The 19,572-nt window shown below is 69.4% G+C and carries 30 protein-coding genes and 2 pseudogenes; 6 read left to right on the top strand and 26 right to left on the bottom strand.

Translation table 11 applies throughout. The features are described from left to right. Positions 1-84: 84 nt before the first annotated feature. Complete coding sequence (locus tag QQK35_RS00715) at positions 85-588, top strand: hypothetical protein (RefSeq protein ID WP_284252092.1); 504 nt, start codon at positions 85-87, stop codon at positions 586-588. 24 nt (positions 589-612) lie between these two features. Here the strand turns inward: QQK35_RS00715 and QQK35_RS00710 are convergent, their stop codons facing one another. The 5 genes from QQK35_RS00710 to QQK35_RS19495 all read right to left on the bottom strand — a co-directional run bounded on the left by QQK35_RS00710 (position 613) and on the right by QQK35_RS19495 (position 2,668). Then, positions 613-1,050, bottom strand: coding sequence for a hypothetical protein (locus QQK35_RS00710; protein ID WP_284252090.1), 438 nt, complete (start codon positions 1,048-1,050; stop codon positions 613-615). A gap of 101 nt (positions 1,051-1,151) precedes the next feature. Further along, on the bottom strand, positions 1,152-1,937 hold the full coding sequence (locus QQK35_RS00705; RefSeq protein WP_284252088.1) for a DUF2332 domain-containing protein: 786 nt from the start codon (positions 1,935-1,937) through the stop codon (positions 1,152-1,154). A 26-nt stretch (positions 1,938-1,963) separates the two neighbouring features. Then, on the bottom strand, positions 1,964-2,122 hold the full coding sequence (locus QQK35_RS00700; RefSeq protein WP_284252086.1) for a DUF2332 family protein: 159 nt from the start codon (positions 2,120-2,122) through the stop codon (positions 1,964-1,966). 10 nt (positions 2,123-2,132) lie between these two features. Beyond that, on the bottom strand, positions 2,133-2,336 hold the full coding sequence (locus QQK35_RS19500) for a hypothetical protein (protein ID WP_348534857.1): 204 nt from the start codon (positions 2,334-2,336) through the stop codon (positions 2,133-2,135). Positions 2,337-2,344: 8 nt separating this feature from the next. Next, positions 2,345-2,668 carry an RDD family protein gene (locus QQK35_RS19495; RefSeq protein ID WP_348534856.1) on the bottom strand — a complete coding sequence of 108 codons (324 nt, stop codon included), beginning with the start codon at positions 2,666-2,668 and terminating at the stop codon, positions 2,345-2,347. Between the two features lie 70 nt (positions 2,669-2,738). On the opposite strand from QQK35_RS19495, the gene QQK35_RS00690 reads away from it, so the two are divergent. Beyond that, positions 2,739-3,092, top strand: coding sequence for a GntR family transcriptional regulator (locus QQK35_RS00690; protein ID WP_284252084.1), 354 nt, complete (start codon positions 2,739-2,741; stop codon positions 3,090-3,092). A gap of 37 nt (positions 3,093-3,129) precedes the next feature. On the opposite strand, the gene QQK35_RS00685 is transcribed toward QQK35_RS00690, so the two are convergent. The 8 genes and pseudogenes from QQK35_RS00685 to QQK35_RS00655 form a co-directional block, all read right to left on the bottom strand. After that, positions 3,130-3,300 (bottom strand): hypothetical protein, encoded by a 171-nt coding sequence (locus tag QQK35_RS00685; RefSeq protein WP_284252082.1) that lies wholly within the window; start codon positions 3,298-3,300, stop codon positions 3,130-3,132. 17 nt (positions 3,301-3,317) lie between these two features. Next, a pseudogene (locus QQK35_RS20150) lies at positions 3,318-3,746 on the bottom strand (DUF4232 domain-containing protein); the annotation flags it as partial. Further along, complete coding sequence (locus QQK35_RS00680) at positions 3,733-4,245, bottom strand: hypothetical protein (protein WP_284252080.1); 513 nt, start codon at positions 4,243-4,245, stop codon at positions 3,733-3,735. The pseudogene QQK35_RS20150 and the gene QQK35_RS00680, both read right to left, overlap by 14 nt. Further along, positions 4,242-4,970 (bottom strand): hypothetical protein, encoded by a 729-nt coding sequence (locus QQK35_RS00675; RefSeq protein WP_284252078.1) that lies wholly within the window; start codon positions 4,968-4,970, stop codon positions 4,242-4,244. The genes QQK35_RS00680 and QQK35_RS00675 overlap by 4 nt, the downstream gene beginning before the upstream one ends. Next, positions 4,967-5,329, bottom strand: coding sequence for a PadR family transcriptional regulator (locus tag QQK35_RS00670; protein WP_284252074.1), 363 nt, complete (start codon positions 5,327-5,329; stop codon positions 4,967-4,969). Before QQK35_RS00670 ends, QQK35_RS00675 begins: the two co-directional genes overlap by 4 nt. Positions 5,330-5,378: 49 nt before the next feature. Beyond that, complete coding sequence (locus tag QQK35_RS00665) at positions 5,379-6,554, bottom strand: LCP family protein (RefSeq protein ID WP_284252073.1); 1,176 nt, start codon at positions 6,552-6,554, stop codon at positions 5,379-5,381. A 185-nt stretch (positions 6,555-6,739) separates the two neighbouring features. Beyond that, a pseudogene (locus tag QQK35_RS00660) lies at positions 6,740-7,395 on the bottom strand (winged helix-turn-helix transcriptional regulator). A 14-nt stretch (positions 7,396-7,409) separates the two neighbouring features. After that, positions 7,410-7,844, bottom strand: a complete 435-nt coding sequence (locus tag QQK35_RS00655; RefSeq protein ID WP_284252071.1) for a VOC family protein — start codon at positions 7,842-7,844, stop codon at positions 7,410-7,412. Between the two features lie 342 nt (positions 7,845-8,186). Between QQK35_RS00655 and QQK35_RS00650 the strand changes: the two genes are divergently transcribed. Further along, complete coding sequence (locus tag QQK35_RS00650) at positions 8,187-8,537, top strand: ElyC/SanA/YdcF family protein (protein ID WP_284252069.1); 351 nt, start codon at positions 8,187-8,189, stop codon at positions 8,535-8,537. 4 nt (positions 8,538-8,541) lie between these two features. After that, positions 8,542-9,216 (top strand): glutamine amidotransferase, encoded by a 675-nt coding sequence (locus QQK35_RS00645; protein WP_284252067.1) that lies wholly within the window; start codon positions 8,542-8,544, stop codon positions 9,214-9,216. On the opposite strand, the gene QQK35_RS00640 is transcribed toward QQK35_RS00645, so the two are convergent. The 7 genes from QQK35_RS00640 to QQK35_RS00610 all read right to left on the bottom strand — a co-directional run bounded on the left by QQK35_RS00640 (position 9,217) and on the right by QQK35_RS00610 (position 14,475). Further along, positions 9,217-9,711 (bottom strand): DUF7507 domain-containing protein, encoded by a 495-nt coding sequence (locus QQK35_RS00640; protein WP_284252065.1) that lies wholly within the window; start codon positions 9,709-9,711, stop codon positions 9,217-9,219. After that, complete coding sequence (locus QQK35_RS00635; RefSeq protein WP_284252063.1) at positions 9,708-10,394, bottom strand: DUF7507 domain-containing protein; 687 nt, start codon at positions 10,392-10,394, stop codon at positions 9,708-9,710. Before QQK35_RS00635 ends, QQK35_RS00640 begins: the two co-directional genes overlap by 4 nt. Then, a complete protein-coding gene (locus tag QQK35_RS00630) occupies positions 10,391-11,017 on the bottom strand; it encodes a hypothetical protein (RefSeq protein ID WP_284252061.1) in 627 nt (208 codons plus the stop codon). The genes QQK35_RS00635 and QQK35_RS00630 overlap by 4 nt, the downstream gene beginning before the upstream one ends. A 568-nt stretch (positions 11,018-11,585) precedes the next feature. Next, positions 11,586-12,689 carry an HAAS signaling domain-containing protein gene (locus QQK35_RS00625; RefSeq protein WP_284252059.1) on the bottom strand — a complete coding sequence of 368 codons (1,104 nt, stop codon included), beginning with the start codon at positions 12,687-12,689 and terminating at the stop codon, positions 11,586-11,588. Next, the gene (locus tag QQK35_RS00620; protein WP_284252057.1) at positions 12,686-13,039 is read right to left on the bottom strand and encodes a PadR family transcriptional regulator; all 354 of its coding nucleotides are present in this window, start codon (positions 13,037-13,039) and stop codon (positions 12,686-12,688) included. The genes QQK35_RS00625 and QQK35_RS00620 overlap by 4 nt, the downstream gene beginning before the upstream one ends. An 8-nt stretch (positions 13,040-13,047) precedes the next feature. Then, a complete protein-coding gene (locus QQK35_RS00615; RefSeq protein ID WP_284252056.1) occupies positions 13,048-13,605 on the bottom strand; it encodes a dihydrofolate reductase family protein in 558 nt (185 codons plus the stop codon). Positions 13,606-14,259: 654 nt separating this feature from the next. Then, on the bottom strand, positions 14,260-14,475 hold the full coding sequence (locus QQK35_RS00610) for a helix-turn-helix domain-containing protein (RefSeq protein ID WP_284252053.1): 216 nt from the start codon (positions 14,473-14,475) through the stop codon (positions 14,260-14,262). Between the two features lie 159 nt (positions 14,476-14,634). On the opposite strand from QQK35_RS00610, the gene QQK35_RS00605 reads away from it, so the two are divergent. After that, positions 14,635-14,850 carry a hypothetical protein gene (locus QQK35_RS00605; protein WP_284252051.1) on the top strand — a complete coding sequence of 72 codons (216 nt, stop codon included), beginning with the start codon at positions 14,635-14,637 and terminating at the stop codon, positions 14,848-14,850. A 291-nt stretch (positions 14,851-15,141) separates the two neighbouring features. Here QQK35_RS00605 and QQK35_RS00600 read toward each other — a convergent pair whose 3' ends face one another. Continuing rightward, positions 15,142-15,357 (bottom strand): hypothetical protein, encoded by a 216-nt coding sequence (locus QQK35_RS00600; protein ID WP_284252050.1) that lies wholly within the window; start codon positions 15,355-15,357, stop codon positions 15,142-15,144. A gap of 426 nt (positions 15,358-15,783) precedes the next feature. Here QQK35_RS00600 and QQK35_RS00595 point away from each other — a divergent pair, with 426 nt between their 5' ends. Then, a complete protein-coding gene (locus tag QQK35_RS00595; RefSeq protein ID WP_284252048.1) occupies positions 15,784-16,284 on the top strand; it encodes a GNAT family N-acetyltransferase in 501 nt (166 codons plus the stop codon). Between the two features lie 65 nt (positions 16,285-16,349). Here the strand turns inward: QQK35_RS00595 and QQK35_RS00590 are convergent, their stop codons facing one another. The 5 genes from QQK35_RS00590 to QQK35_RS00570 all read right to left on the bottom strand — a co-directional run bounded on the left by QQK35_RS00590 (position 16,350) and on the right by QQK35_RS00570 (position 19,555). Beyond that, positions 16,350-17,213 carry an IS3 family transposase gene (locus tag QQK35_RS00590; RefSeq protein ID WP_284252046.1) on the bottom strand — a complete coding sequence of 288 codons (864 nt, stop codon included), beginning with the start codon at positions 17,211-17,213 and terminating at the stop codon, positions 16,350-16,352. A gap of 8 nt (positions 17,214-17,221) precedes the next feature. Further along, positions 17,222-17,533, bottom strand: coding sequence for a transposase (locus tag QQK35_RS00585; RefSeq protein WP_284252044.1), 312 nt, complete (start codon positions 17,531-17,533; stop codon positions 17,222-17,224). Between the two features lie 30 nt (positions 17,534-17,563). After that, positions 17,564-18,019 (bottom strand): hypothetical protein, encoded by a 456-nt coding sequence (locus QQK35_RS00580; RefSeq protein ID WP_284252041.1) that lies wholly within the window; start codon positions 18,017-18,019, stop codon positions 17,564-17,566. After that, a complete protein-coding gene (locus QQK35_RS00575) occupies positions 18,016-18,312 on the bottom strand; it encodes a PadR family transcriptional regulator (protein ID WP_284255559.1) in 297 nt (98 codons plus the stop codon). Before QQK35_RS00575 ends, QQK35_RS00580 begins: the two co-directional genes overlap by 4 nt. Positions 18,313-18,427: 115 nt before the next feature. Then, positions 18,428-19,555 carry an LCP family protein gene (locus QQK35_RS00570; protein WP_284252039.1) on the bottom strand — a complete coding sequence of 376 codons (1,128 nt, stop codon included), beginning with the start codon at positions 19,553-19,555 and terminating at the stop codon, positions 18,428-18,430. Between the last annotated feature and the right edge of the window lie 17 nt (positions 19,556-19,572).

Raw genomic sequence — 19,572 nt, 5'->3', positions numbered from 1 at the left:
ATCGTCTGCGCGAGCACGAGCGCGATGTACATCCGCCCATCGTGGCGGGTCAGGTGCCGCCGGGCCAGCCCCTAGGCTGACCGCGTGGACCTCGCCACGTGGGTGCCGTTCTTCACCGCCGCGGCGGGGGCGTCGGCAGCCCTCGTGGGGCTGCTCATCGTCGCGATGTCGGTCAATGTCGAGTCGATCGTCAGGATCGCCTCGATGCCGTCGCGGGCGGCCGCGACCATCTCGAGCCTGTCGATCGTCGTCGTGATCTCGGTGCTCGCGCTGATCCCGGGGCTGGACGCCGTCTGGCTCGGTGTCGTCGTGCTGGTCTGCTCGCTCGGCGCGGTCGGATTCGCGACGGATTCGATGGTGCGCCTGCTGCGCGATGCCGGCGGCCACGGGGAGATCACCACCCCGTTCGAGCGCGTCATCCGCGCGGTCGTGGGCGTCATCCCGGTCCTCGTATGCGCGATCGGGGGCGTGCTGCTGCTGGCGGGGCTCACGACGGCGGGGCTCGTGCTGACCGCGGTGGGCTTCGCACTCGCGTTCCTGGTCGCCGTGCTCAACACCTGGGTCATCCTGATCGAGATCCGCCGCTGAACGGCCGGGCCCGACGCCCACCGCCTATTGGTCGCCGGCGGCCTTGGCGATGATCGTCGCGACCAGCTTCTCGTCGGCTGCGCTCAGCTCGGTGATCGCCCACGCGGTCGGCCACATCGTGCCGTCGTCGAGCTGCGCCGACTCGAAGAAGGCGAAATTGCCGTAGCGCACCTTGAACTTGGCGCGCTCCTGGTAGAAGCAGACCACCTTGCCGTCGGGGCGGGCGTAGGCGGGGCTGCCGTAGAAGAGCTTCGGCCGCAACGTCGGTGCGGTCGTCGTGATGATCTCGTGGATGCGGCGGGCGTTGGTGCGGTCGGGCTCGTCGAGCGATTCGATCTTGTCGAGCACGGCCTGCAGCGCCTCCGCGTCGGACTCCTGCGCCTTCAGCTCCTTCGCGCGCTGCCGCATGGCGGCGCGTTCGTCGGCGCTGAAACCCTTCGTGGTCTTCTTCGTGTCGCTCATGACCTCATTCTGCGGGTGGGATCGGCCGGGGCACTTCTCGGATCCTGCTCGATCGGGACGTCGCCCGAGCCCACCGTCCACGGCCCACGTTCGCCGCGGGGTCACAGCGCTCGTCGATAGCGGCCGTGCGGCGAGGCGGCAGCGACCGGGATGCCGTCCACGGCGACCACGAACTCTCCCCGGCGCACTGCTCCCGGACGGAGCCGTTCGGCCACACCTGGCGTGACGCCGGAGCCCTCATTGGCGATCCATATCGCCGGGATGCCGGTGACGAGTCGGCGAAAGTCCGCGCGCTGCTCCGCGTCGAGATACGCGAGCACGGCGGAGTGGAACACCACGAGAGTGGCGTCGTCGGGCGCCTCGGCGGCTACGCGCGGCAGCTCGGCGAGCAGGTCGCCCGGCACGACGCGCGGCATCTCCCGCGCCGCGATGCCGGCCGCCGCACGAAGTACGGTGCGCCGGTCGTCATGCTCCGGCCAGATGAGCGTTTCGAGCCAGGTGATGGCGTCGGTGTCACGGGGATCGAGCGGGTGGAGGTCGATGCCGGCCCGCCAGATGATCTCGGGCATCCGGGTCGGGAACGGTTCGCCGAGGAGTTCGCAGCGCAGGAGGGCCTCGCTCGGACCGTCGATCGGGTCGAGCCGCGCGCGCGAGCCCGCCCCGTCGACGAGTTCATAGCTGTAGCGGTCGGGAAGCAGGCGGAGCCCGGCCGATGCGCGCACCTCGATCAGAGCGACGGGGCCCTCGATCTGGGCGATCGTCGGTAGGAGGGTGCCGCATCGAGCGGCCTCGTTGGTCTGCGTCGCGTGAGAGGACGCGATCGCCGAAATGGCCTCCCATTCGGCGACGAACATGTCGCGCACCTCGCTGAACGGTCTCTCGGGCACGCCGATCATGCGCGCGGACGCGAATATCAGGTTCGCCTGCTGCTTCGGCCGGGGAGGGCGGCGATCAGCGCCAGCAGATCCGGTTCGGTGGCGACTCCGAGTGCCCAGTCCTCGTAGAGAGGCGATGTGCCGTGGGCTTCCACCTCGGCGAACGTGCGGTAGTAGGTCGCGACGGAGTACTCCATTCCGCCGCCCTCACCGGACCACGAGGGTGACACGGGTGCCGGCGACCCGGTCGTACAGGGCGCGACCCGACCCGGCGAACAGGCTGACGAGGTAGGCGATCGGCAGCACGTAGGCGGCGACGAGCAGCACGTAGCCGAGCGGCGGCGTCGGGGTGCCGGCGAGACCGGCGGTCGCGAGGACGAAGACGGCCGAGTGCCCAATGACCCACGGCACCCCGATCTTCAGGAGGTTCCGCAGCAGCGCCCGGCCGAATCTGGGGGCGCGGGATCCGTGGCGCACCTCCAGGTGCAGCACGCGCTTGCCGGGGTCGCCGCACGTCGGCGCGACTCGAAAACCGCCGCCGCGACGACCACCGGGATGACCAGGACGACCGTCGCGATGACGTTCAGGGCGACCGTGTCGAGCCCTCGCGTGACGCCCCCGAGGTAGAGGGGGACACCGACGGCGGCGGTGACCGCGACCCAGCCGAGGATGCACAGCCAGTCGATGAGGAACGCGACGATCCGGCGGAGGGCCGCGCGCACCGTCGCTCTGCGCCGTGCCACCACGGCAGCGTAGGGGATGGGCGCTCACGCCGGTACTCTGTGTTGACACAATCCGAGGAGAGGAGCTTCGATGATCCGGATCGACCCGCGGTCGTCGACGCCGCCGTTCGAGCAGCTGCGGGTGCAGCTGCTCGCGCAGATCCACGAGGGAGAGCTGGCATCCGGATCGCGACTGCCGACCGTGCGCCGGCTCGCCGACGACCTGGGGCTCGCCCCGAACACGGTGGCGCGCTGCTACCGCGAACTCGAGCAGGCCGGCGTCATCGAGACGCACGGCCGCAACGGCACGGTCGTCGCCTGGTCATCCGACACCTCCGAGGCCGAACTGCAGCGCGCGGCGGCAGCGCTTGTCGAGCAGGCGCGGGCGCTCGGGATCCCCATCTCGCGCGCGCGGTCGATCGTCGAGGCGGCGTTCCGGGGCTGAGAGCGCGGTGTCGCACGGCCCCCGACGGTGCGCTGTCTCAGGGGGTTCGGAAGGGTCCTACGGAGAAGAGCGAGACATTCCGCTCGCAGACGGGGATCGCCGCCGCCGCGAAGATGCCGTCGCCCGTTCCCGGCAGGTAGGCGCGAAGCCCGTACGCCGTGACGACGGTGCACCCGTACACGCCCGCACTGGTGAACAGCACCTCCACGTCGGCGCTTCCCCCTCCGCCGCGAGCAGGACCGGCTGGTCCTGCCCGGTCGTCATCTGGCCGGCGTGATCTCCGAGGACGCCCCCGTCCGCGTCGATCGCGACGAGCCCGGGGTAGCCGTCGAGCGTGCACGCATCCGTGCCGACGTTCGTGAACACGAGTGTGAAGTGGCTGTGCCCCGCTCCGGAGTCCTGCGGGTGGGGCGTGTAGACCATGCGGAGGTTCCGCACATCGCAGGCGCCCGACGGGTCGCCGGTCGAGGTCGGGGCGGTCGATGGGGCGGGGGATTCCACCGCGGTGGGGCTGCCGGTCGTGGTCGGGACGGGCGTGCTCGCCGACGGGATCGGAACGGCGCTGCACCCGACCAGCAGCGCCACCGCGGCGCAGGCGAACGCGACTCCGGTCGCTCTGGGCGCTCGGGCCCGGCGGGAATCAGTGGTTGTCATCATTTCCCGTCTCGTGCACGGAGAGGCCGTGGCATCCGGCGTCCTGCCAACGGTAGGCGTCGACCGCACCCGTGCGGCCGAAGAAGGCCAGGAGCGACGGGTCCGAGGGGTCGGACTCGGGACCGTGGTCGAACGGGTCGTAGTAGTAGCCCTTGTCCGCCATGCACCGGACGTCGATGACGGCCTCGGCCAGCCAGCCGTGCGGATCGTCCAGATCGGTGGCCATGCCGGCCGGCACTTCGGTACGGAGCCGGGCCGCGGTGACCGGCGCCTCGCCGGGGCGGAGAGCGCGAGCGAAGGGGGCGGTCTCCTCGGTCGTCGGACCGCCGGAGCTCGGCGCCGGCGCGGTGGCAGAGCTCGTCGGCGCCGGCGCGATGAGCGGTGCCGAGTCGTCCGGAACGATGGGCGACATCGCGAGGGCGGCCGCGCCCGCTCCGATGGCGACCGCGATGGCGAGCACGCCGCCGGCCGCCACGCTGAGCAGGATCCGGCGATTCACCGGGAGGACCTCACAGGTCGGCGCGCGGGAGCCCACGCGAGTGCGACGACGACGAAGAACGCGCCGACCGTGCCGAGCCCGGCCCAATAGAACACGGCGATGAGGGGGCCGTTCATCGTCGCGCGAATCACGAGCGCGTAGGCCGTGACGCTGAGCGTCCAGAACGTGAGGAACCCGAAGTGGAGCGTCAGCACCGTTCCCATGCCGAGCCACAGGGCCGCGAGCCATCGCCGTCGGGCCGCGCCGAGCATGATGATGCCGCCGACGACGCTGACGACCGCGATCGCGAGGGACGTGAGCGTCGTCGCGGAGGGCAGGAGCATCCCGTGGGTCGCAGCAGCGGCGATCCGGACCCAGGCGAGGATCGCGAACCCGAGAGCCGAGAGCGCCACCAGATAGGTGAGGGTCAACAGGCCGCCGCGGGACCATCCTCGCGCGACCCCGCGCAGGGCCGGGTCGGCGCGAAGCTCGGCACGACGCCAGGCGAGGTCAGCCGGGATGCCTCGGACCGCGCGAGCGACCATGGCGGCACCGGCCCTGAAGGCGCCTTGCCGGTGCGCGGCGGAGCGCTGCTCCCAGAGGTCGGACGTGAGCTCGTCGAGCCGGTCGTCCCGGACCTCCGGCGCGAGGTCGCGGCTGTACCAGCGGACCCAGCGCATGATCGCGATGTCCGCGCGACAGCTCGGGGCTCGGCCGGGTGCGTGGCGCATGGCGACGGTGGTCATGCGATGCCCCGTGCTGCGTGGGCCGGCGCGGCGAGCGGGGACGGCTGCTCCGCCCGAGCCCGTGCCAGGGCCGTCGCGCCCTGGGGCGTCACTCGGTAGTTCTTACGCCGGGGGCGCCCCTCGGCCTCGGCCGATGCTGGATCCTCCCATGCGCTCTCGAGCAGGCCGGCCTTCGCCATGCGGGCGAGCGCCTTGTAGAGCGTCCCGTGCCCGATCAGCGAGGCCGAGTCGGACACGTCCTGCAGGGCCCTCGCGAGCAGGAAACCGTGGAAGCCGTGCGTCGGCGTCTGCATCTCCAACCCGCACTCCAGGATGCGGAACTCCAGCGGGATCAGCGCTCCGGGGCGTCGACGTGGCACTCCGTGAGAGTAGGACCATACCTTCCCGTTCGCCAAGCCGCCGCGCGGATCAGCCACGGACGATCCTGCCCTTCGAGCAGGTCTGCTGGTCCGCGCTCTGACCCTGCACCGTGTCGGGCAGCGCGACGGCGGCGGGGCCCGAACTCGTCGGGGTCGGCGTCGCGCTGACGCCGCTCGGCGTCGGCGGGGGAGGGCTGCTCTGCTTCGGGGCGAGCTCGGCGCCGCGCCCCGTCGTGCCCGTCAGCTGCACCCGCTGATCGTTCTGCAAGGCGGTGGTGACGACGGCATCCGCAGCGGGCGACGGCACGACCCGGTTCGGATAGAGCGGACTGGACCCGACCGGATACTGGATCATCGCGACGTTCGACAGAGGCATGTTCTTCAGCGCGAGGGCGATCCCCGCCATCGTGTCGAGGTGCGCAAGGGTGTCGGAGAGCTGCATGTTCGACGTCGCCGCCCGCGCGAGACCGTAGAGCTTCAGGGGATTCGTCAGCACACCGCTGCTCTTGACCGTGCGGGCCAGCGCCGACAGGTAGATCTGCTGGTTGCTGATCCGGCCGAGGTCGCTGCCGTCGCCGACGCCGTGCCTGGTCCGCAGAAACGCGCGCGCGGTCGCGCCGGAGATGGTGTGCTCGCCGGCTGTCAGGTCGAGGCCGACGTTCGGATCGTGAATGGGTGTAGCGACGCACACGGTGACCCCGCCGACCGCGTCGGCCATCGCCGCCACGCCGTCGAAGTCGATGGATGCCGCATACGGGATGTCGAGCCCGGTGAGCTTCTCGATCGTCAGCACCGGACAGGAGAGGCCTCCACGGCCGAGCGTTGCGTTGAACATGGCGATGCTCGAGGCGCGGTACGTCCCGCCGCTCGGATCCGGGCAGGCCGGGATGGGGATCATCAGGTCGCGTGGAAAGCTCACCAGGAGCGCGGACTGATGATCCGCAGCGATGTGCACGAGGATCGTGACGTCGTTGTGGCCGGCGCCGGAGGATGCCGCCTGGTCCGCAGCATCCTGGAACCCCGCTTGGTCTTTGCGGGTGTCGGAGCCGACGATCAGAAGGTTGACGACGCCCTTGATGGCGTCGATGCTCGGCGGCGGCGCCGAGCCGCCGACGCGGGCCAGATGCACCGTGTGCGATGCGACGGTGCTGCTGAGCTGGCCGATCGCGATCGCGACGACGGAGACGCTCGCCACCGCCACGACCGCGACGACTGTCGCGACCATCCGGATCAGTGTGCCCGCCCGGCTCCGGCGGCGCAGACGCCCATGTCTCGCGGTCGGCCGCGCCGTAGCTGGAACCGAACGGGTCGCGCGGGACGGATGCGGCGCGGGCCGACGCTGAGGAAACATCCGGTGAGATTAGGACTATACCTTCCCATTCGACAAGGCGACGCGCCGTCTCGGAGCGGTCAGGCAGCCAGGTGGAACGTGTTCGCGAACCGCTCGAGCAGGTTCTCGGGCCCGCGCAGCACCTCGACGACCCCGGTGGAGATCGCGCGGTCCGGTGCCAGCTCGCCGGAGATGACGCGATGGATGCCCGGCCCCGTCGCGAAGGCGAGGTCGGCATCGCGATCGCCGCGGCCCGCATCCACCCGCGCGACGGAGAGCTCGGACCCATCCACTCGCACCAGCAGCTCGTGCGGGCCCAGTCGCGCCGCATAGGCGGTCGCCGGCAGCTCGGCGGCGGCCGATGGCCGGAACGCCGTGCGCAGCGTGATGGTCATCGCGTCGGGCGTGATGACCTGCTCCTCGCGGGGCTCGCCGAGCGCCCGGAAGCCCCACGCGCCGAGCGCGAGCACGACCGGCTCGAGCTCGCGGCCGTAGGGAGTGAGCTCGTACAGGATGATGCGCGATCGGGGGCGCGGCGGATGATGCCGGCCTCCTGCAGCTCCTTGAGCCGCGCCGCCAGGATGTTGCTCGGGATGCGGGGGAGTCCCGCCGCGAGCTCTCCGTAGCGGCGCGGCCCGACGAGCAGGTCGCGCACGATGAGCAGCGCCCAGCGCTCTCCCGCGAGCTCGAGCGCCCGGGTGATGCCGTCGTACTGCCCGTAATCGCGCGCGGCCATGTGCGGCGGGGTGTTCAGGCCTGGTTCGCGGCGTACGCCGCCGGGCCCTGGGCGGCCGCCGCTGGCTCCATCCACCCGAACTCGAGGAGGTTGCCGTCGGGGTCGGTCAGCTGACGCTGGTACATGAACCCGTAGTCCGCAGCCGGGCGCGGTTCGGCGCCGCCCGCTTCGAGCCCCCTCGCGACGGCGGCGTCCACCGCGTCGCGGCTCTCGAGGAAGATCGCCGTCGAGACGGCGGCATGCGTCGAGGGGTCACCGATCGGCAGGTCGGTGAACGTCTGGAAGAACTCGCGGGTCAGGAGCATGAAGTAGTTGTGGTCCTCGTCGACGACGATGCAGGCGGCGTTGTGGTCGGTGAAGAGCGGGTTCACGGTGCCGCCGATCGCGGTGTAGAACGCCTTCGCGCGATCCAGGTCGGTGACGGGGAGGTTGACGAAGAGAAGGGACATGGCGACTGCTCCTTGTGATTTGGTGATGTCGATGTGGCAACACTTGCAAATAACAAGTGGCAGGTCAAGGGGCATAGCGTCGACGAATGCGAACCCGTACGGCCGCTCTCGTCGTCACGGCGGCCGCGAGCGTCCTGGCGTGGGGCGAGCTCGTGCACTGGCGTTCCAGCCGACGCGGCTTTCCGCCAAGCGGGGAGGGGACTCGTCGCCGGGGAGGCGGCGGGAGGCGGTCGTCATCCTCGGCTTCGGCAACCGGGGATCGCGCATCAACCTCGTGAACCGGTACCGGGTACGCGCGGCGCTGCGGTCGCGCAGCGCCGACACCGACTCGCTGCTCGTGCTGTGCGGGGAGCGGTGGCCGGCACCGTTCCGGAGGCCGACCTCCTGGCTGCGCACGCCCGCGCGCTCGGATACCGCGGGAGGGTGGCGCTCGACCGGGAGAGCCGCACGACCTGGGAGAACGTGCGCAACGCGATCCCGTACCTCGAGGACGCGGACGAGATCAAGATCGTCTCCAACTCGCTGCACGCCGAGAAGGCCCGCATCCATCTCGCCCGCATGCGGCCCGACCTCGCGGCACGGCTGCGACGCGCGGACGAGCACCGGTTCGGGGAGCTCGTGCTCGTCAAGCCGTTCGCCGCGATCCGCGGACTCTGGGAGCTGCGCGGTGCGCGCCGGTCCGTGGCACCGTAGGGGAGTGCGCACCGTCACCGCGATCCGGCACGTCCTGTTCGAGGACCTCGGCCTGCTCGACCCGCTGCTGCGGGAGCGCGGGTTCGGCATCCGCTACGTGGATGCCGGCGTCGACTCCATCGAGGCCGTCGACGACGATCTGCTGGTGGTGCTCGGCGGCCCGATCGGAGTGGGCGACCGGGCGGACTATCCCGTGCTCGACGAGGAGCTCGCGGTGATCCGCAAGCGCCTCGACGACGGCGCGCCGCTGCTCGGCATCTGTCTCGGCGCGCAGCTCATCACCGCCGCGCTGGGGGCGCGGGTGGCGCCGCAGGCCACCGAGATCGGCTACGCGCCGGTGCAGCTGACCGACGCGGGTCGTGCGGGACCGCTCGGGGAGCTCGGGAACACCCCGGTGCTGCACTGGCACGGCGACATGTTCCAGATCCCGGATGGCGCGGTGCGGCTCGCGAGCACCGACGCCTGCCCGAACCAGGCCTTCGCACTCGGCGACCGCGTGCTCGCGTTGCAGTTCCACCTCGAGACCGATCATCGCCGGCTCGAGCAGTGGCTGATCGGGCATTCGGCGGAGCTCGGCGGTATCGACATCCAGGCGGTGCGCGCCGACGCGGCGCGCGTCGGTCCGGAGCTCGTCGAGCGCGCTCGCGGGGTCTTCGGCGCCTGGCTGGACGCGCTGTAGTCAGCCGCGTCCGAATCGCCGCCGCGTGAGCAGCATCAGCACGCCGCCGGCTGCCGCGAACAGCAGGGCGAGAACAGCCATCCACCGCAGGTCCGGCCCACCGGTGCTCGCGAGCACCGGGGAGCTCGGATCAGGGGCCGCCGGCCCGACCGTTACCGTGGCGGACGACGGATCGGACTGCAGTGTGGCGTCCGCCGGCGAGATCGCGCTCGCCTGTGCGGTGTTGATGATCGTTCCAGCGGACACGTCGGCCTGGAGCGTGCGGTAATCGGCGGTGCAGACCACGGTGTCCTGCGGGGCGATCGGTGTCGCCGGGCAGTCGACCGCCGTCGTCGCGCCCGCGCCCGAGAACGCGACCTCGGAGATCGAGACGCCGTGCACCGAGACGTTGCCGGTGTTCGTCACGGCGAACGAGTAGTGGATCGTCTGGCCGGCACCTGCCACCGTCGCGCGGTCCGCTGTCTTGACCAGGCTGATGCCCGGGTCGGCGGTCACTGTGACGGCGGCCGACGACGGGCTCGACTCGACCTGCGTGTCCGAGGGGACAGTGCCCGGGCGACGGCCCGGTTCGTGACGCCCCCGGCATCCACGTCCGCCTGGGTCAGCCGATACGTCGCGGTGCACGTCCGGGTCTCACCCGGGATGAGCGTCGCAAGTTCCGGCGGGCAGCTCAGGGCCGACACCGCTCCGGATCCACTGAACGAGGACTCGACGACCTGCGGATCATGCAGCGTCAGGGGGCCCGTGTTGGTGATCGCGAAGGAGAAGGTCACCGTGTCACCGGCCGCGGTCGCCGTCGAGGGCGTCGCTGTCTTGGCGAGGGAGATCGACCCGACCGCGTCGGGGTCGCCCGGGATCGTCACACTCCCGGGGTCGCTCGTGACCTCACCGCCGCTGATCTGGCCGGTGCCGCTCGCGACGGCGGTGTTGTCGAGGTGGCCGCGGTCCACATCCGGCTGCGTCAGCGTGTAGGTCGCGGTGCACGTGACCTGCTGCTGCGGTGCCAGGATGCCGCCGGGGCACGACGGTTGCGGTGCCGGACCGGTGCCGTTGAAGGCCGTCTCCGCCACATCCACGTCGGTCAGGGGCTCGTCGCCGGTGTTGGTGACGACGAAGCTGTAGTCGATGACCCGGTTGAGCGTGTAGGAGGCGGGATCATCCGGGGTCGCCGACTTCACGATGCTGATCCCCGGCGTGCAGCTGGGGGGATGGCGAACGTCCCGCCGGCCTGCGCCTGGTAGTAGGTCCAGTTCTCGATGCTGCGCGTGTCGCCCCACTGGCCCCAGCCATGCGCGCCCGTGACGGTCGTCGTGGTGTCGACACCGGCTCGGCCGTCAGCGTAGGGGAGCGGCTTCTCGGTGCTGTTGCGCGGAGTGAGGGTGGTGTCGTCCCAGTACAGCTTCGGATTGGGAGCGACCACGCCGGGGGTGTCGCCCGTGATCTTGATGCCGTAGTTGGTGACGGAGCTCGTACCCAGCGACTCGACGTCGTCGAGCACGATGTGGGCCTCCCCGACACGGTCGACGACGACCTTGGCGTTCATCGCGGAGCAGGGGTCGAGAGCGGCACCCTGCCCGTCCAGGCCGTCGAACGGAACCTCGACGTGACCAGGGGGACTGCCCCAGGGGATCGTGCGGTCGACCGGATCGGTGAAGACGCCGTTGTCGTTCGTGTCGATCTGCAGGGTGTACCCGCCGTTGACCCCGGCGAGGTCGAACGCGACGTCGCCGGCGCGGGAGCTCGGGGAGTCCTGCTGGAGCCCGAGGTTGCTCGCGGCCGGCGGCACGACGGCCGGACGCACCCAGTCGGTGCCGGTCGGGGTGAGGGCCGTCGCCGGGAGGTCGGTATCGGGTTCCTCGAGGAACAGCTTGTACTGGTCCCCGCACTGGTCGCTGTACGCATAGCGCGGATCGATGCTGGTGCCGTTGGCGCCGCTGATGCTTCCTCGACCGAGTGGTAGATCGGCGTGCAGGTTCCGGCGTCCACCAGGCCGAAGCCGTTCGCCTTGATCCAGGAGCCGAGCCCGTTGTAGCCGCGGAAGTCCGCCTTGTACACGTAGCCCTCACGCGTCCCGATCCACAACTGCATGTTCGCGGCCGAGGACTGGTAGATCCCGTAGGTCTCGACCCAGGTCCGCCCGGGGATGACGGTCCCTTCCCCATCGACGACGTCGAGCGTCCAGTTGTAGCGGGCTGCCGGCGCGTCGGTGTGCGGGTCGTAGTGGATCGTCCACACGCCGGCCACGCTCGGCGTCAGCCCGCTCGACGTGCAGGTCGTGTTGGCGGGGGAGGAGGCAGGCACGGTGCAGGTCTGCTGGACTGCGCCATCCGGGGCCGTGATCGTGAACGTCACGGGCGTGTTCTGGCCGCTCACCTGGGTGAACGTGTACCGGGGAGCTCGCCGGCTGCCGCGTAGGCGAAGAACGTCTGCTCGAACGCGAGCCGTGCGCCGCTGTAGTTGGTGACGGCCTGCGCGGCGCTCACCGATCCGATCCCGACGGCGACCACGGCCATCGCCGTCACCACGGCGGCCCAGCGACCGGCGCGCGCCAGCGTTCGACGACGTCGACTCATCGATTCCCCAAAGGACGGGCGATGAACGCCAGTCATGAGCATCCTATGAGAACGCGAGCGGACCCGCGATGCGTTCCTAGCCGTGCTCGGGGCGTCGCAGGACCGCCGAGCCGAGGCCGATCGCGAGGGCGCCCAGGAGCAGCACTCCGCCGATCCTTGCGACGGCGTCCAGGGCGACGAGGCCCCCGCTATCGCGACCACGTTCTCGCGGAGGGTGACACCCGCCAGCTGATTGATCAGCCAGACGACGCTGACCGCCGCCAGGACCCACGCAGGTGCCCACCGCCACGGACGCGGGACCACCTCGATGCGCGCGATCTGGACGACGGCGATGGCCGCGAGCACGAACGCGCCGAGGGTGTCGACGAGGCCGAACGCCGTGCCGGCCCCGCCGGGATCCGACTGGTCGATCGTGCGAGCGATCAGATCCCACACGACGCCGGCCGCCACCGACCAGATGGCGAGCACGGCGAGGGCCGCGGTCCCGAGCGGGCGGCGGGCCGTGACCGACGGACGGCCGAACGCGAGCACCAGGAGGCCGGCGGCCCACGCGATCGAGGTGAGGGAGATGCCGACGGGCAGCGGGTCGATCCATTGCAGTGCGTAGCCGACGACCACGGAGAGGATCAGGAGCACGCCGCCGGCGATCCACGCGGGCCGGATCCCGTCGGGGCGATCCTCGGTAGCCGCTTCTTCGCCGACGATCATGCCGGGATCGCCGAGCTCCGCCAGGACAAGACGCACCTCCGCGTCGGAGCTGTCGTCCGAGGTGGCCTCGCGCAGGTGGCCCGCGATCTCGGCACGGAGCCGCTCGCGACGCGACTCGGGCAGTCGGGCCGCGGCCGCATCGAAGCGTCGCAGGTATGCGCGGACGAGCGGATGGTCGTCGGTGGTGGTCATGCGGGCTCCTCCCCGGTCGGTCCGGCGCGGTCGAGGAGGTCGGAGACCGACCCGGCGAACGCGGACCAGTCGCGACGGAACTCGGCGAGCTCGCGGCGTCCGGCCTCCGTGATCTCGTAGTAGCGACGCGGGCGCTCGGCCTCCGCGAGCTCCCACCGGCTGGTCACGAGGTTCGCCTCGCTCAGCCGGTTGAGCAGCGGGTACAGGGTGCCCTGACTGGTGAGCAGCTCGCCCGCCGCTTCGAGTTCGCGGCCGAGCTGCAGTCCGTAGCGGGGACCGTCGGCGAGCAGAGCCAGGATGCAGGGGCCGACCACGCCGCGGCGCAGCTGGGTGATGGTCCCGCCGCTCATGCGAGGGACTATACCTTGCGAGCCGAGGTATAGCGCTCGTAGACGATGCCGGGCTCGAAGCGCCGCGTCTCGACCAGGTCCATGACCACCGGAGAGGCGACGGGCGGAAAGAAAGGCGTGCCGCCGCCGAGCACAGCCGGCGCGCGGAACAGGCGAACCTCGTCGATCAGTCCGAGCTCGAACGCCTGGCCGGCGAGGGTCGCCCCACCGATCTCCACGTCCCGATCGGTGCTGTCGAGCATGTTCCGGATCTCGTCGGCGAGCGGTGCGGACGCCATCCGGGCGTTGCCCTGCAGGTCCACCGGGCCGTGGCTGAAGACGATCTTGGGGAGCGCGGTCCAGACGTCCGCGAACTCGGTGAACAGGGGAGCGGACCGGATCGAGGGATCCGTCTCCCACACGAGCATCGTCTCGTACAACCTCCGGCCGATCAGGTGCCCGCCGAGCGTCCGCACCCGATCGAGGTGGAACGCGAACAGCTCGTCGCTCGGCGCCGTCCAGTCGATGCCGCCGGCGCGGTCGTTGATGTAGCCGTCGGCCGACGCGGTCATCGAGTAGATCAGCATCCGGGCGTCTCCTCAGCGAAGCGGGATCTCGAGGTCGTGACGTCGACGGTACATCGGGGTCATCGCGTCCACGGGTCCCACGGGCCTCCTGCGCTCGTCGGGAGCGAGGACAACCGATGGCCCGAACGGATCCTGGATGCACATCGACTCGGATGAGAATCCTGCACTCCGTTTCCGGACGCGCGCCGATTGCCTTCTTTCGGAGGGGCGAGCACTATTCAGCTGACGGCGGCGACCCGATCGCGAGCGGCGCGCCTCGCCGGCGCGAACCAGCGGGCCGACCCGGGAGAAACCTAGGTGAACGACACAACGCTCGTGCCGGCTTCCTGCGCGACCAGCACCGATTGTCAGGACACGATGCCGATGTCATGGGATCTGTCCTGGCTTGCTATCCCCGGGTGGGTCCTCGTTGCCGTCGTCGTCGCAGTCATCATCTACTTCGCGGTCAAAGGCAGTCGGGGGTCGTAGGCGCGGCCTCAGCTGCCTGGATCTTGGTCGGAGTACGGCGTGCCGGCTGCTGATTGCCCTGTTGTTCGGGGGGGTCATCGGTGTCGCGAGCCGACGACCGAGAGCTGCGGAGACGCGCTAGAAGCCGATCAGGGCGTTATCCGTTTCCCACCGTGCGTCGGATCGGCAGCTCCCGTACGACGGAGCTCAGCGGGCCGCGAGCATCTTCTGTATTGACTGGCGCGACACTCCGAGCTCGCGAGCCACGTCGGCTTGCGAGTACCCGAGCTCGACCAGGTCATCGATCATCTCCGCTCGCCGCTTGGACAGCTCGCGGGCTTCGAGCGCATGCTTCACAGCCGCGGCGCGTACCTCCCTCAACTCCGCGAAGCGCTGTCGATGCTCGGGACGCACTGTTCGCATGCGCCGAGTTTGACAACCGCGGTTGTCAGTTGTCAACCTTGGTTGTCGCGCTACGAAGTCGTTCTACCGGTAACGTGAGCAAACGGCATCAATGTCGCGTGCCGAGGGTTCGCGATGGTCCAACAGGTGTTGGCGCCACGCGTGAGGAGGGTCGTTCGAGTGACCACCGTCGAATACGACAAGGGCCGTCGCAAGGGTGAGCAGATCCAAGGGATGCGGTCATACTTCGGACGCCAACCACGACGACGCTTCTATGACCTCGGCATCGCAAACCAATATCGGTTGAACAAACTCTTCCGTGCTCACAGCGACGAGTACTGGCGGGGCTACGCGGACGGACTGCGATCGACGCCGAGTCGCGACGACATCGCCTGAGCGGTCGGCGTCAAGCCCGCTTCGAGACCGCTTGAGCGACCCCGGGAGGCGCTCAATCGCGGAGTGGCTGACGTCACTCGCGTCTGCTGTGCGGTCGGGTTCGGGAGGGGAGTGAGGCCTCACCTGTTTCCTCGCCACGTACGCACTGCTATGCCGTCGAGGTCCCACTGTGGTGAGCGCCGTCGAGCGAGGCGACTGGGTCTACCTCGCGATCGCGCTAGCGCTGGTCGCCGTAACCGCCGGCATCCGGCACTTCATGCCACGCGCTCTCAACAAGCGATCGCGGCGGCGCTAGGAGTCGCGCGGCTGAGCAATGACCGCGACCGCATCGGCCGCCGCCGTGGCGCGGGCGGCGATGGCCCGGAGCACGTCCTCGAGGCCGGCATCCCCGCCCGGACCGTGCCCTGCGAACATCAGCCCGCGCAGTTGGTCGCTCAGCGCCCAGTACCCGTCGATCTGCTCGGCGAACACCAGACCGGCTCGTACGTGATCTTCCATCGACACCACGCCGGGAGACTACGCGACGAGCAGGCAGGAGTCGCGCGCCGGAGTCAGCGCTGCCACGGTCGGAGGCCAGGATGCGGGCAACGTCCGCCGCCGTCGACGGGCCGTCGTTGACGCTCAGGAACCCCGTACCGCTGGACCGGCCCTCGAGGTAAACGAACCGCCGACGAACCCGCCGCGTGCGGACCTCGCCGCTGCGAGTGTCGACCCGATCGACCTCGCACACCCAGATGCGTCGACGCGCGAGCTTGCCAAGGTGGCGCATCACCAGAACGACGTCGCGGGGAATCTCGCCCCTCCAATAGGAGATACTGGTGAAGACCGTTATCCGTTTTCACACTGAAGGTGCCCGCGCACTCACCTCTTCGCGGCCGAGCGTCAGCCCGGTCCATCGCTGGCGGGCTCGCAAGATTCTCGTAGAATCGGCGCGTGATCGACCTGATTCGTGCCGCGCAGCCGCAGGACTTCGATGCGATCGAGACCATCGAAAACAGTGCAGACCAGCTCTTCGTCGACAGGTTCGGGTCTATCCCATGGGAAGCCGCGCCCGTCGGCGCCTCTCGGGTGTCAGAACCAGGCTTCGTGCTGATCGCTGCCGAAGAATCGGGCGCGCTCGTAGGCTTCGTTCACGTCCTCGACGAGGACGGGTTCGCGCATCTGGAGCAGTTGTCCGTGTTACCGGAACGTGGGCGGCGCGGATACGGTCGCGCACTCGTCGAAGCTGCGAAGTCCGAAGCTCGACACCGAGGCTACAAGCGCATGACGCTGCGCACCTACGCCGACGTCCCGTGGAACGCTCCGTTCTACGCGCGCGCCGGCTTCACCGAAGAGGAGCCCGCGACGAAGTTCCACGAGCGCCTGGTCGAGGTCGAACACAGGCTTAGTCTTGACCGGTATGGTCGACGTGTTCAGATGGGCGTGACGCTCTGACGACCAAAGTGCAAATCAGAGGAACGGAGCCTGACCCGGTTTCCCGGACGGGTTCTATCTGTTGATCATGCCGCGGTTGCGGCGGGGGTGTGAAGCCTTTCGTAGTCGATAGGGCTGAGGTTGCCGAGGGCGGTGTGGCGGCGGGTCGGGTTGTAGAAGCCCTCGATCCACTCGAATATCGCCGACGACAGCTCGGTCTTCGAGGTCCAGTTCGAGCGGTCGAGGAGCTCGCGCTGCATCGTCGACCAGAACGACTCGATGAGCGCGTTGTCGACGCTGGACGCGACCCGGCCCATCGAGCCCAGGAGTCCTGCTTGCCGGAGCCGGTGGCCGAACAGCCAAGAGGTGTATTGAGCTCCGCGGTCCGCGTGAACAACAGTTCCGGGTTCGGGACGACGTCGCCAGCGGGCCATCTCGAGCGCGTCGACGACGATCTCCGCGGTGATCCGGTCGGAGATCGACCAGCCCACGATGCGGCGGCTGAACGCGTCGATGACAGCTGCGCAGTAGACCCACCCGTCCCTCGCGCGGTGTTGGGTGATGTCGCAGAACCAGAGCCGGTTCGGCTGATCTGCGCGGAACTGGCGCTTCACGAGATCCTCGTGGGTCGCGGTGTCCGGCTTCCAGCCCCGTCGCTTGCGGCGGTGGGAGACCCCGGTCAGGCCGTCCAGACGCATCAGCCTCGCGACGCGTTTCTTGCCGACGTGGATGCCGAGCCCGAGTCGCAGTTCGGCGAGCACCCGCGGAGCGCCATAGGTGCCGCGCGAGTCGCGGTGAACCCGACGAATCGTGCTCGTGAGCTGCGCGTCCGCGACCGCTCGCGGCGACGGCGGACGCGACGCCCAGTCGTAATAGCCGGACGTCGAGACCTTCAGAAACCGGCAGGCCACCGCGACGGGAACACCGTCCGCGGCGAGCTCCTGGACCAACCGGAACCCTATTTTGGGAGCACGTTCTCCCTGGCGAAGTAGGCGCTGGCGCGCTTGAGGATCTCGTTCTCCATCTCCAGCACCCGCAGCCGCCGGCGCAGCTCGACGAGTTCCTTATGTTCGTCAGTTGTCAGCCCGGGCTTGCGCCCCGAGTCGATCGCGTCACGATTCATCCAATTCCGCAGGCACGATTCGCTGATCCCGAGATCACGAGCAGTCTGACCGACCGGGTTGCCCTGAGCGATCAGATCAAGGGCACGACGCCGAAACTCCGGCGGGTGAGCAGCAGGCATTACACGGACTCCTTCCGAGACGATCATCGCCTCACTCAAGATGTCCGGGAAACCGGGTCAGGCTCCAACCGCGACACCGAGGGAAGTGAGGGTGGTCGCGGATGGGAGGTACAGGTGATGCGCGGCCGCGGACAGGACCCGAGCCCATACAAGCGCGGCGAAGATCAGCGTCATGGCCGCGATCAGATAGGTCGCGGCGAGCAGGCCGCTTCGGGTCCAGCCTCGCACGATCCCGCGCAGGGCTGGATCGGCGCGCAGCTCGTCGTGTCGCCAGGCGAGGTCGCCGGGAGCCCCGCGGGCGGCGCGTCCGATCATCGCTGCGCCGACCCCGGACGCTCCGCGCCGCCGGGCGGCCGAACGCTGCTCCCAGAGGTCCGACGTGAGCTCGTCGAGGCGATCCTGACGCACCTGCTGATCGAGGTCGCGGGTGTACCAGCGCGCCCATCGGAGAACCCACGGTTCGGCGCTGGGGCGGCGGGAGTGGCCGGGGGCCCGCGAAGCGAACGCGGTCATGCGATACCTCGAGCAGCGTGAGCGGGTGCCGTCCCGCTCAACGGCTGATCCGCGCGCGCCTGCGCGAGGGCGGTGGCCCCCTCGGGGGTGACGCGGTAGAACTTTCGCCGCGGCCGGCCTTCCGCCTCGGCGACTGATGGATCTTCCCAATGGCTCTCGAGTAGTCCGGCTTTTGCCATGCGCGAGAGGGCCTTGTAGAGGGTGCCGTGACCGATCAACGACTCAGCGTTCGGAACGTCGTGGAGCGCGGTCGCGAGAAGGAACCCGTGGAAACCTTCAGTCGGGGTCTGCATTTCGAGTCCGCATTCGAGGATGCGGAGCTCCAACGGGATCAAGACTCCGGCACGACGACGAGGCACCCGGCGAGAATAGGACGCTAACTTCCTATTCACAAAACGGCGCGCCAGGCTATCCCCGAACGGTGACACCTTTGGAGCAGGTTTGCTGGTCGGCGCTCTGGCCTTGAACGGTGCTGGGGAGTGCCACAGGGGCTGGCGCTCCGCTGGGGGAGGGGGACGGTGGCGGCGAGGTCGGGGGAGATGTCGGAGCGGCGGATTGTGTTGGGCTGAGGACCGCCCCTCTGCCGGTTGAACCGGTGAGCTGGACGCGCTGATCTTGCTGGAGCGCGGTGTTCACGAGATTGTCGACGCCGGCCACCGGGACGACTCTGTTGGGATAGAGGGGGCTCGATCCGGCGGGATATTGGATCATGGCGATGTTCGCCAACGGGATGTTCTTCACGGCGAGGGCAATGCCGGCGAGCGTGTCGAGGTGACCGAGCGAATCGGACAGTTGCAGGCTCGAGGTCGCGACCTTGGCAATGCTGAACAGCTTGATCGGGTTGTTGAGTACGCCCTGGCTCTTGATCGTTCGCGCCAGCGCCGACAGGTAGATCTGCTGATTGCTGATCCGGCCCAGATCGCTGCCGTCACCGACCCCGTGGCGGGTTCGGAGGAACGCGCGCGCTGTATCGCCTGAGATGGTGTCCTCGCCTGCAGGGAGGTCGAGTCCGACGTTGGGATCATGGATCGGCGTTGCGACGCACACGGTCACGCCGCCCACGGCGTCAGCCATCGTGGCCGCGCCGTCGAAGTCCACCAGCGCGGCGTAAGGAATGTCGATTCCGGTCAGCTTCTCGATCGTCAGGACCGGGCAAGCAGGGCCTCCGCGGGAAAGGCTCTCGTTGAGCATGGCGATGCTCGACGCACCGTAGCTGCCGCCTGCGGGATTCGGGCAGGAGGGGATCGGGACCATGAGGTCTCGCGGGAAGCTGACGACGAGCGCGGACTGATGATCTGCAGCGATGTGAACGAGGATCGTCACGTCGTTGTTGCCGCGACCTGACGACGCAGAGAGCTCGTGCTCGAAACCGGCTTGATCCTTACGGGTGTCGGTACCTACGACGAGGACGTTCACTTCGCCCTTGATCGCGTCAAGCCCCGGCGGTGGCTTCGGACCTGCGAGGTGCACAGTATGGGTCGTCACCGCAGTCGTGAGCTGACCGACTGCGACAGCGACGACCGAAACCCCGGCCACGAGGACGACTGCGATCG

This window comes from Pseudolysinimonas kribbensis (assembly GCF_030161895.1).
GTDB classification, from domain to species: domain Bacteria; phylum Actinomycetota; class Actinomycetes; order Actinomycetales; family Microbacteriaceae; genus Pseudolysinimonas; species Pseudolysinimonas kribbensis.
Note: the sequence above shows the minus strand (reverse complement) of the source record. Positions and strands in the feature narration are given on the sequence as shown.

What these genes read in the sequence shown, in the direction of transcription:
- QQK35_RS00710 (WP_284252090.1), bottom strand. Translation starts at nt 1,050, where the DNA reads ATGAGCGACACGAAGAAGACCACGAAGGGTTTCAGCGCCGACGAACGC.
- QQK35_RS00700 (WP_284252086.1), bottom strand. Translation starts at nt 2,122, where the DNA reads ATGGAGTACTCCGTCGCGACCTACTACCGCACGTTCGCCGAGGTGGAA.
- QQK35_RS00690 (WP_284252084.1), top strand. Translation starts at nt 2,739, where the DNA reads ATGATCCGGATCGACCCGCGGTCGTCGACGCCGCCGTTCGAGCAGCTG.
- QQK35_RS00675 (WP_284252078.1), bottom strand. Translation starts at nt 4,970, where the DNA reads ATGACCACCGTCGCCATGCGCCACGCACCCGGCCGAGCCCCGAGCTGT.
- QQK35_RS00665 (WP_284252073.1), bottom strand. Translation starts at nt 6,554, where the DNA reads ATGGTCGCGACAGTCGTCGCGGTCGTGGCGGTGGCGAGCGTCTCCGTC.
- QQK35_RS00655 (WP_284252071.1), bottom strand. Translation starts at nt 7,844, where the DNA reads ATGTCCCTTCTCTTCGTCAACCTCCCCGTCACCGACCTGGATCGCGCG.
- QQK35_RS00625 (WP_284252059.1), bottom strand. Translation starts at nt 12,689, where the DNA reads ATGACCACCACCGACGACCATCCGCTCGTCCGCGCATACCTGCGACGC.
- QQK35_RS00620 (WP_284252057.1), bottom strand. Translation starts at nt 13,039, where the DNA reads ATGAGCGGCGGGACCATCACCCAGCTGCGCCGCGGCGTGGTCGGCCCC.
- QQK35_RS00615 (WP_284252056.1), bottom strand. Translation starts at nt 13,605, where the DNA reads ATGCTGATCTACTCGATGACCGCGTCGGCCGACGGCTACATCAACGAC.
- QQK35_RS00610 (WP_284252053.1), bottom strand. Translation starts at nt 14,475, where the DNA reads ATGCGAACAGTGCGTCCCGAGCATCGACAGCGCTTCGCGGAGTTGAGG.
- QQK35_RS00585 (WP_284252044.1), bottom strand. Translation starts at nt 17,533, where the DNA reads ATGATCGTCTCGGAAGGAGTCCGTGTAATGCCTGCTGCTCACCCGCCG.
- QQK35_RS00580 (WP_284252041.1), bottom strand. Translation starts at nt 18,019, where the DNA reads ATGACCGCGTTCGCTTCGCGGGCCCCCGGCCACTCCCGCCGCCCCAGC.
- QQK35_RS00575 (WP_284255559.1), bottom strand. Translation starts at nt 18,312, where the DNA reads ATGCAGACCCCGACTGAAGGTTTCCACGGGTTCCTTCTCGCGACCGCG.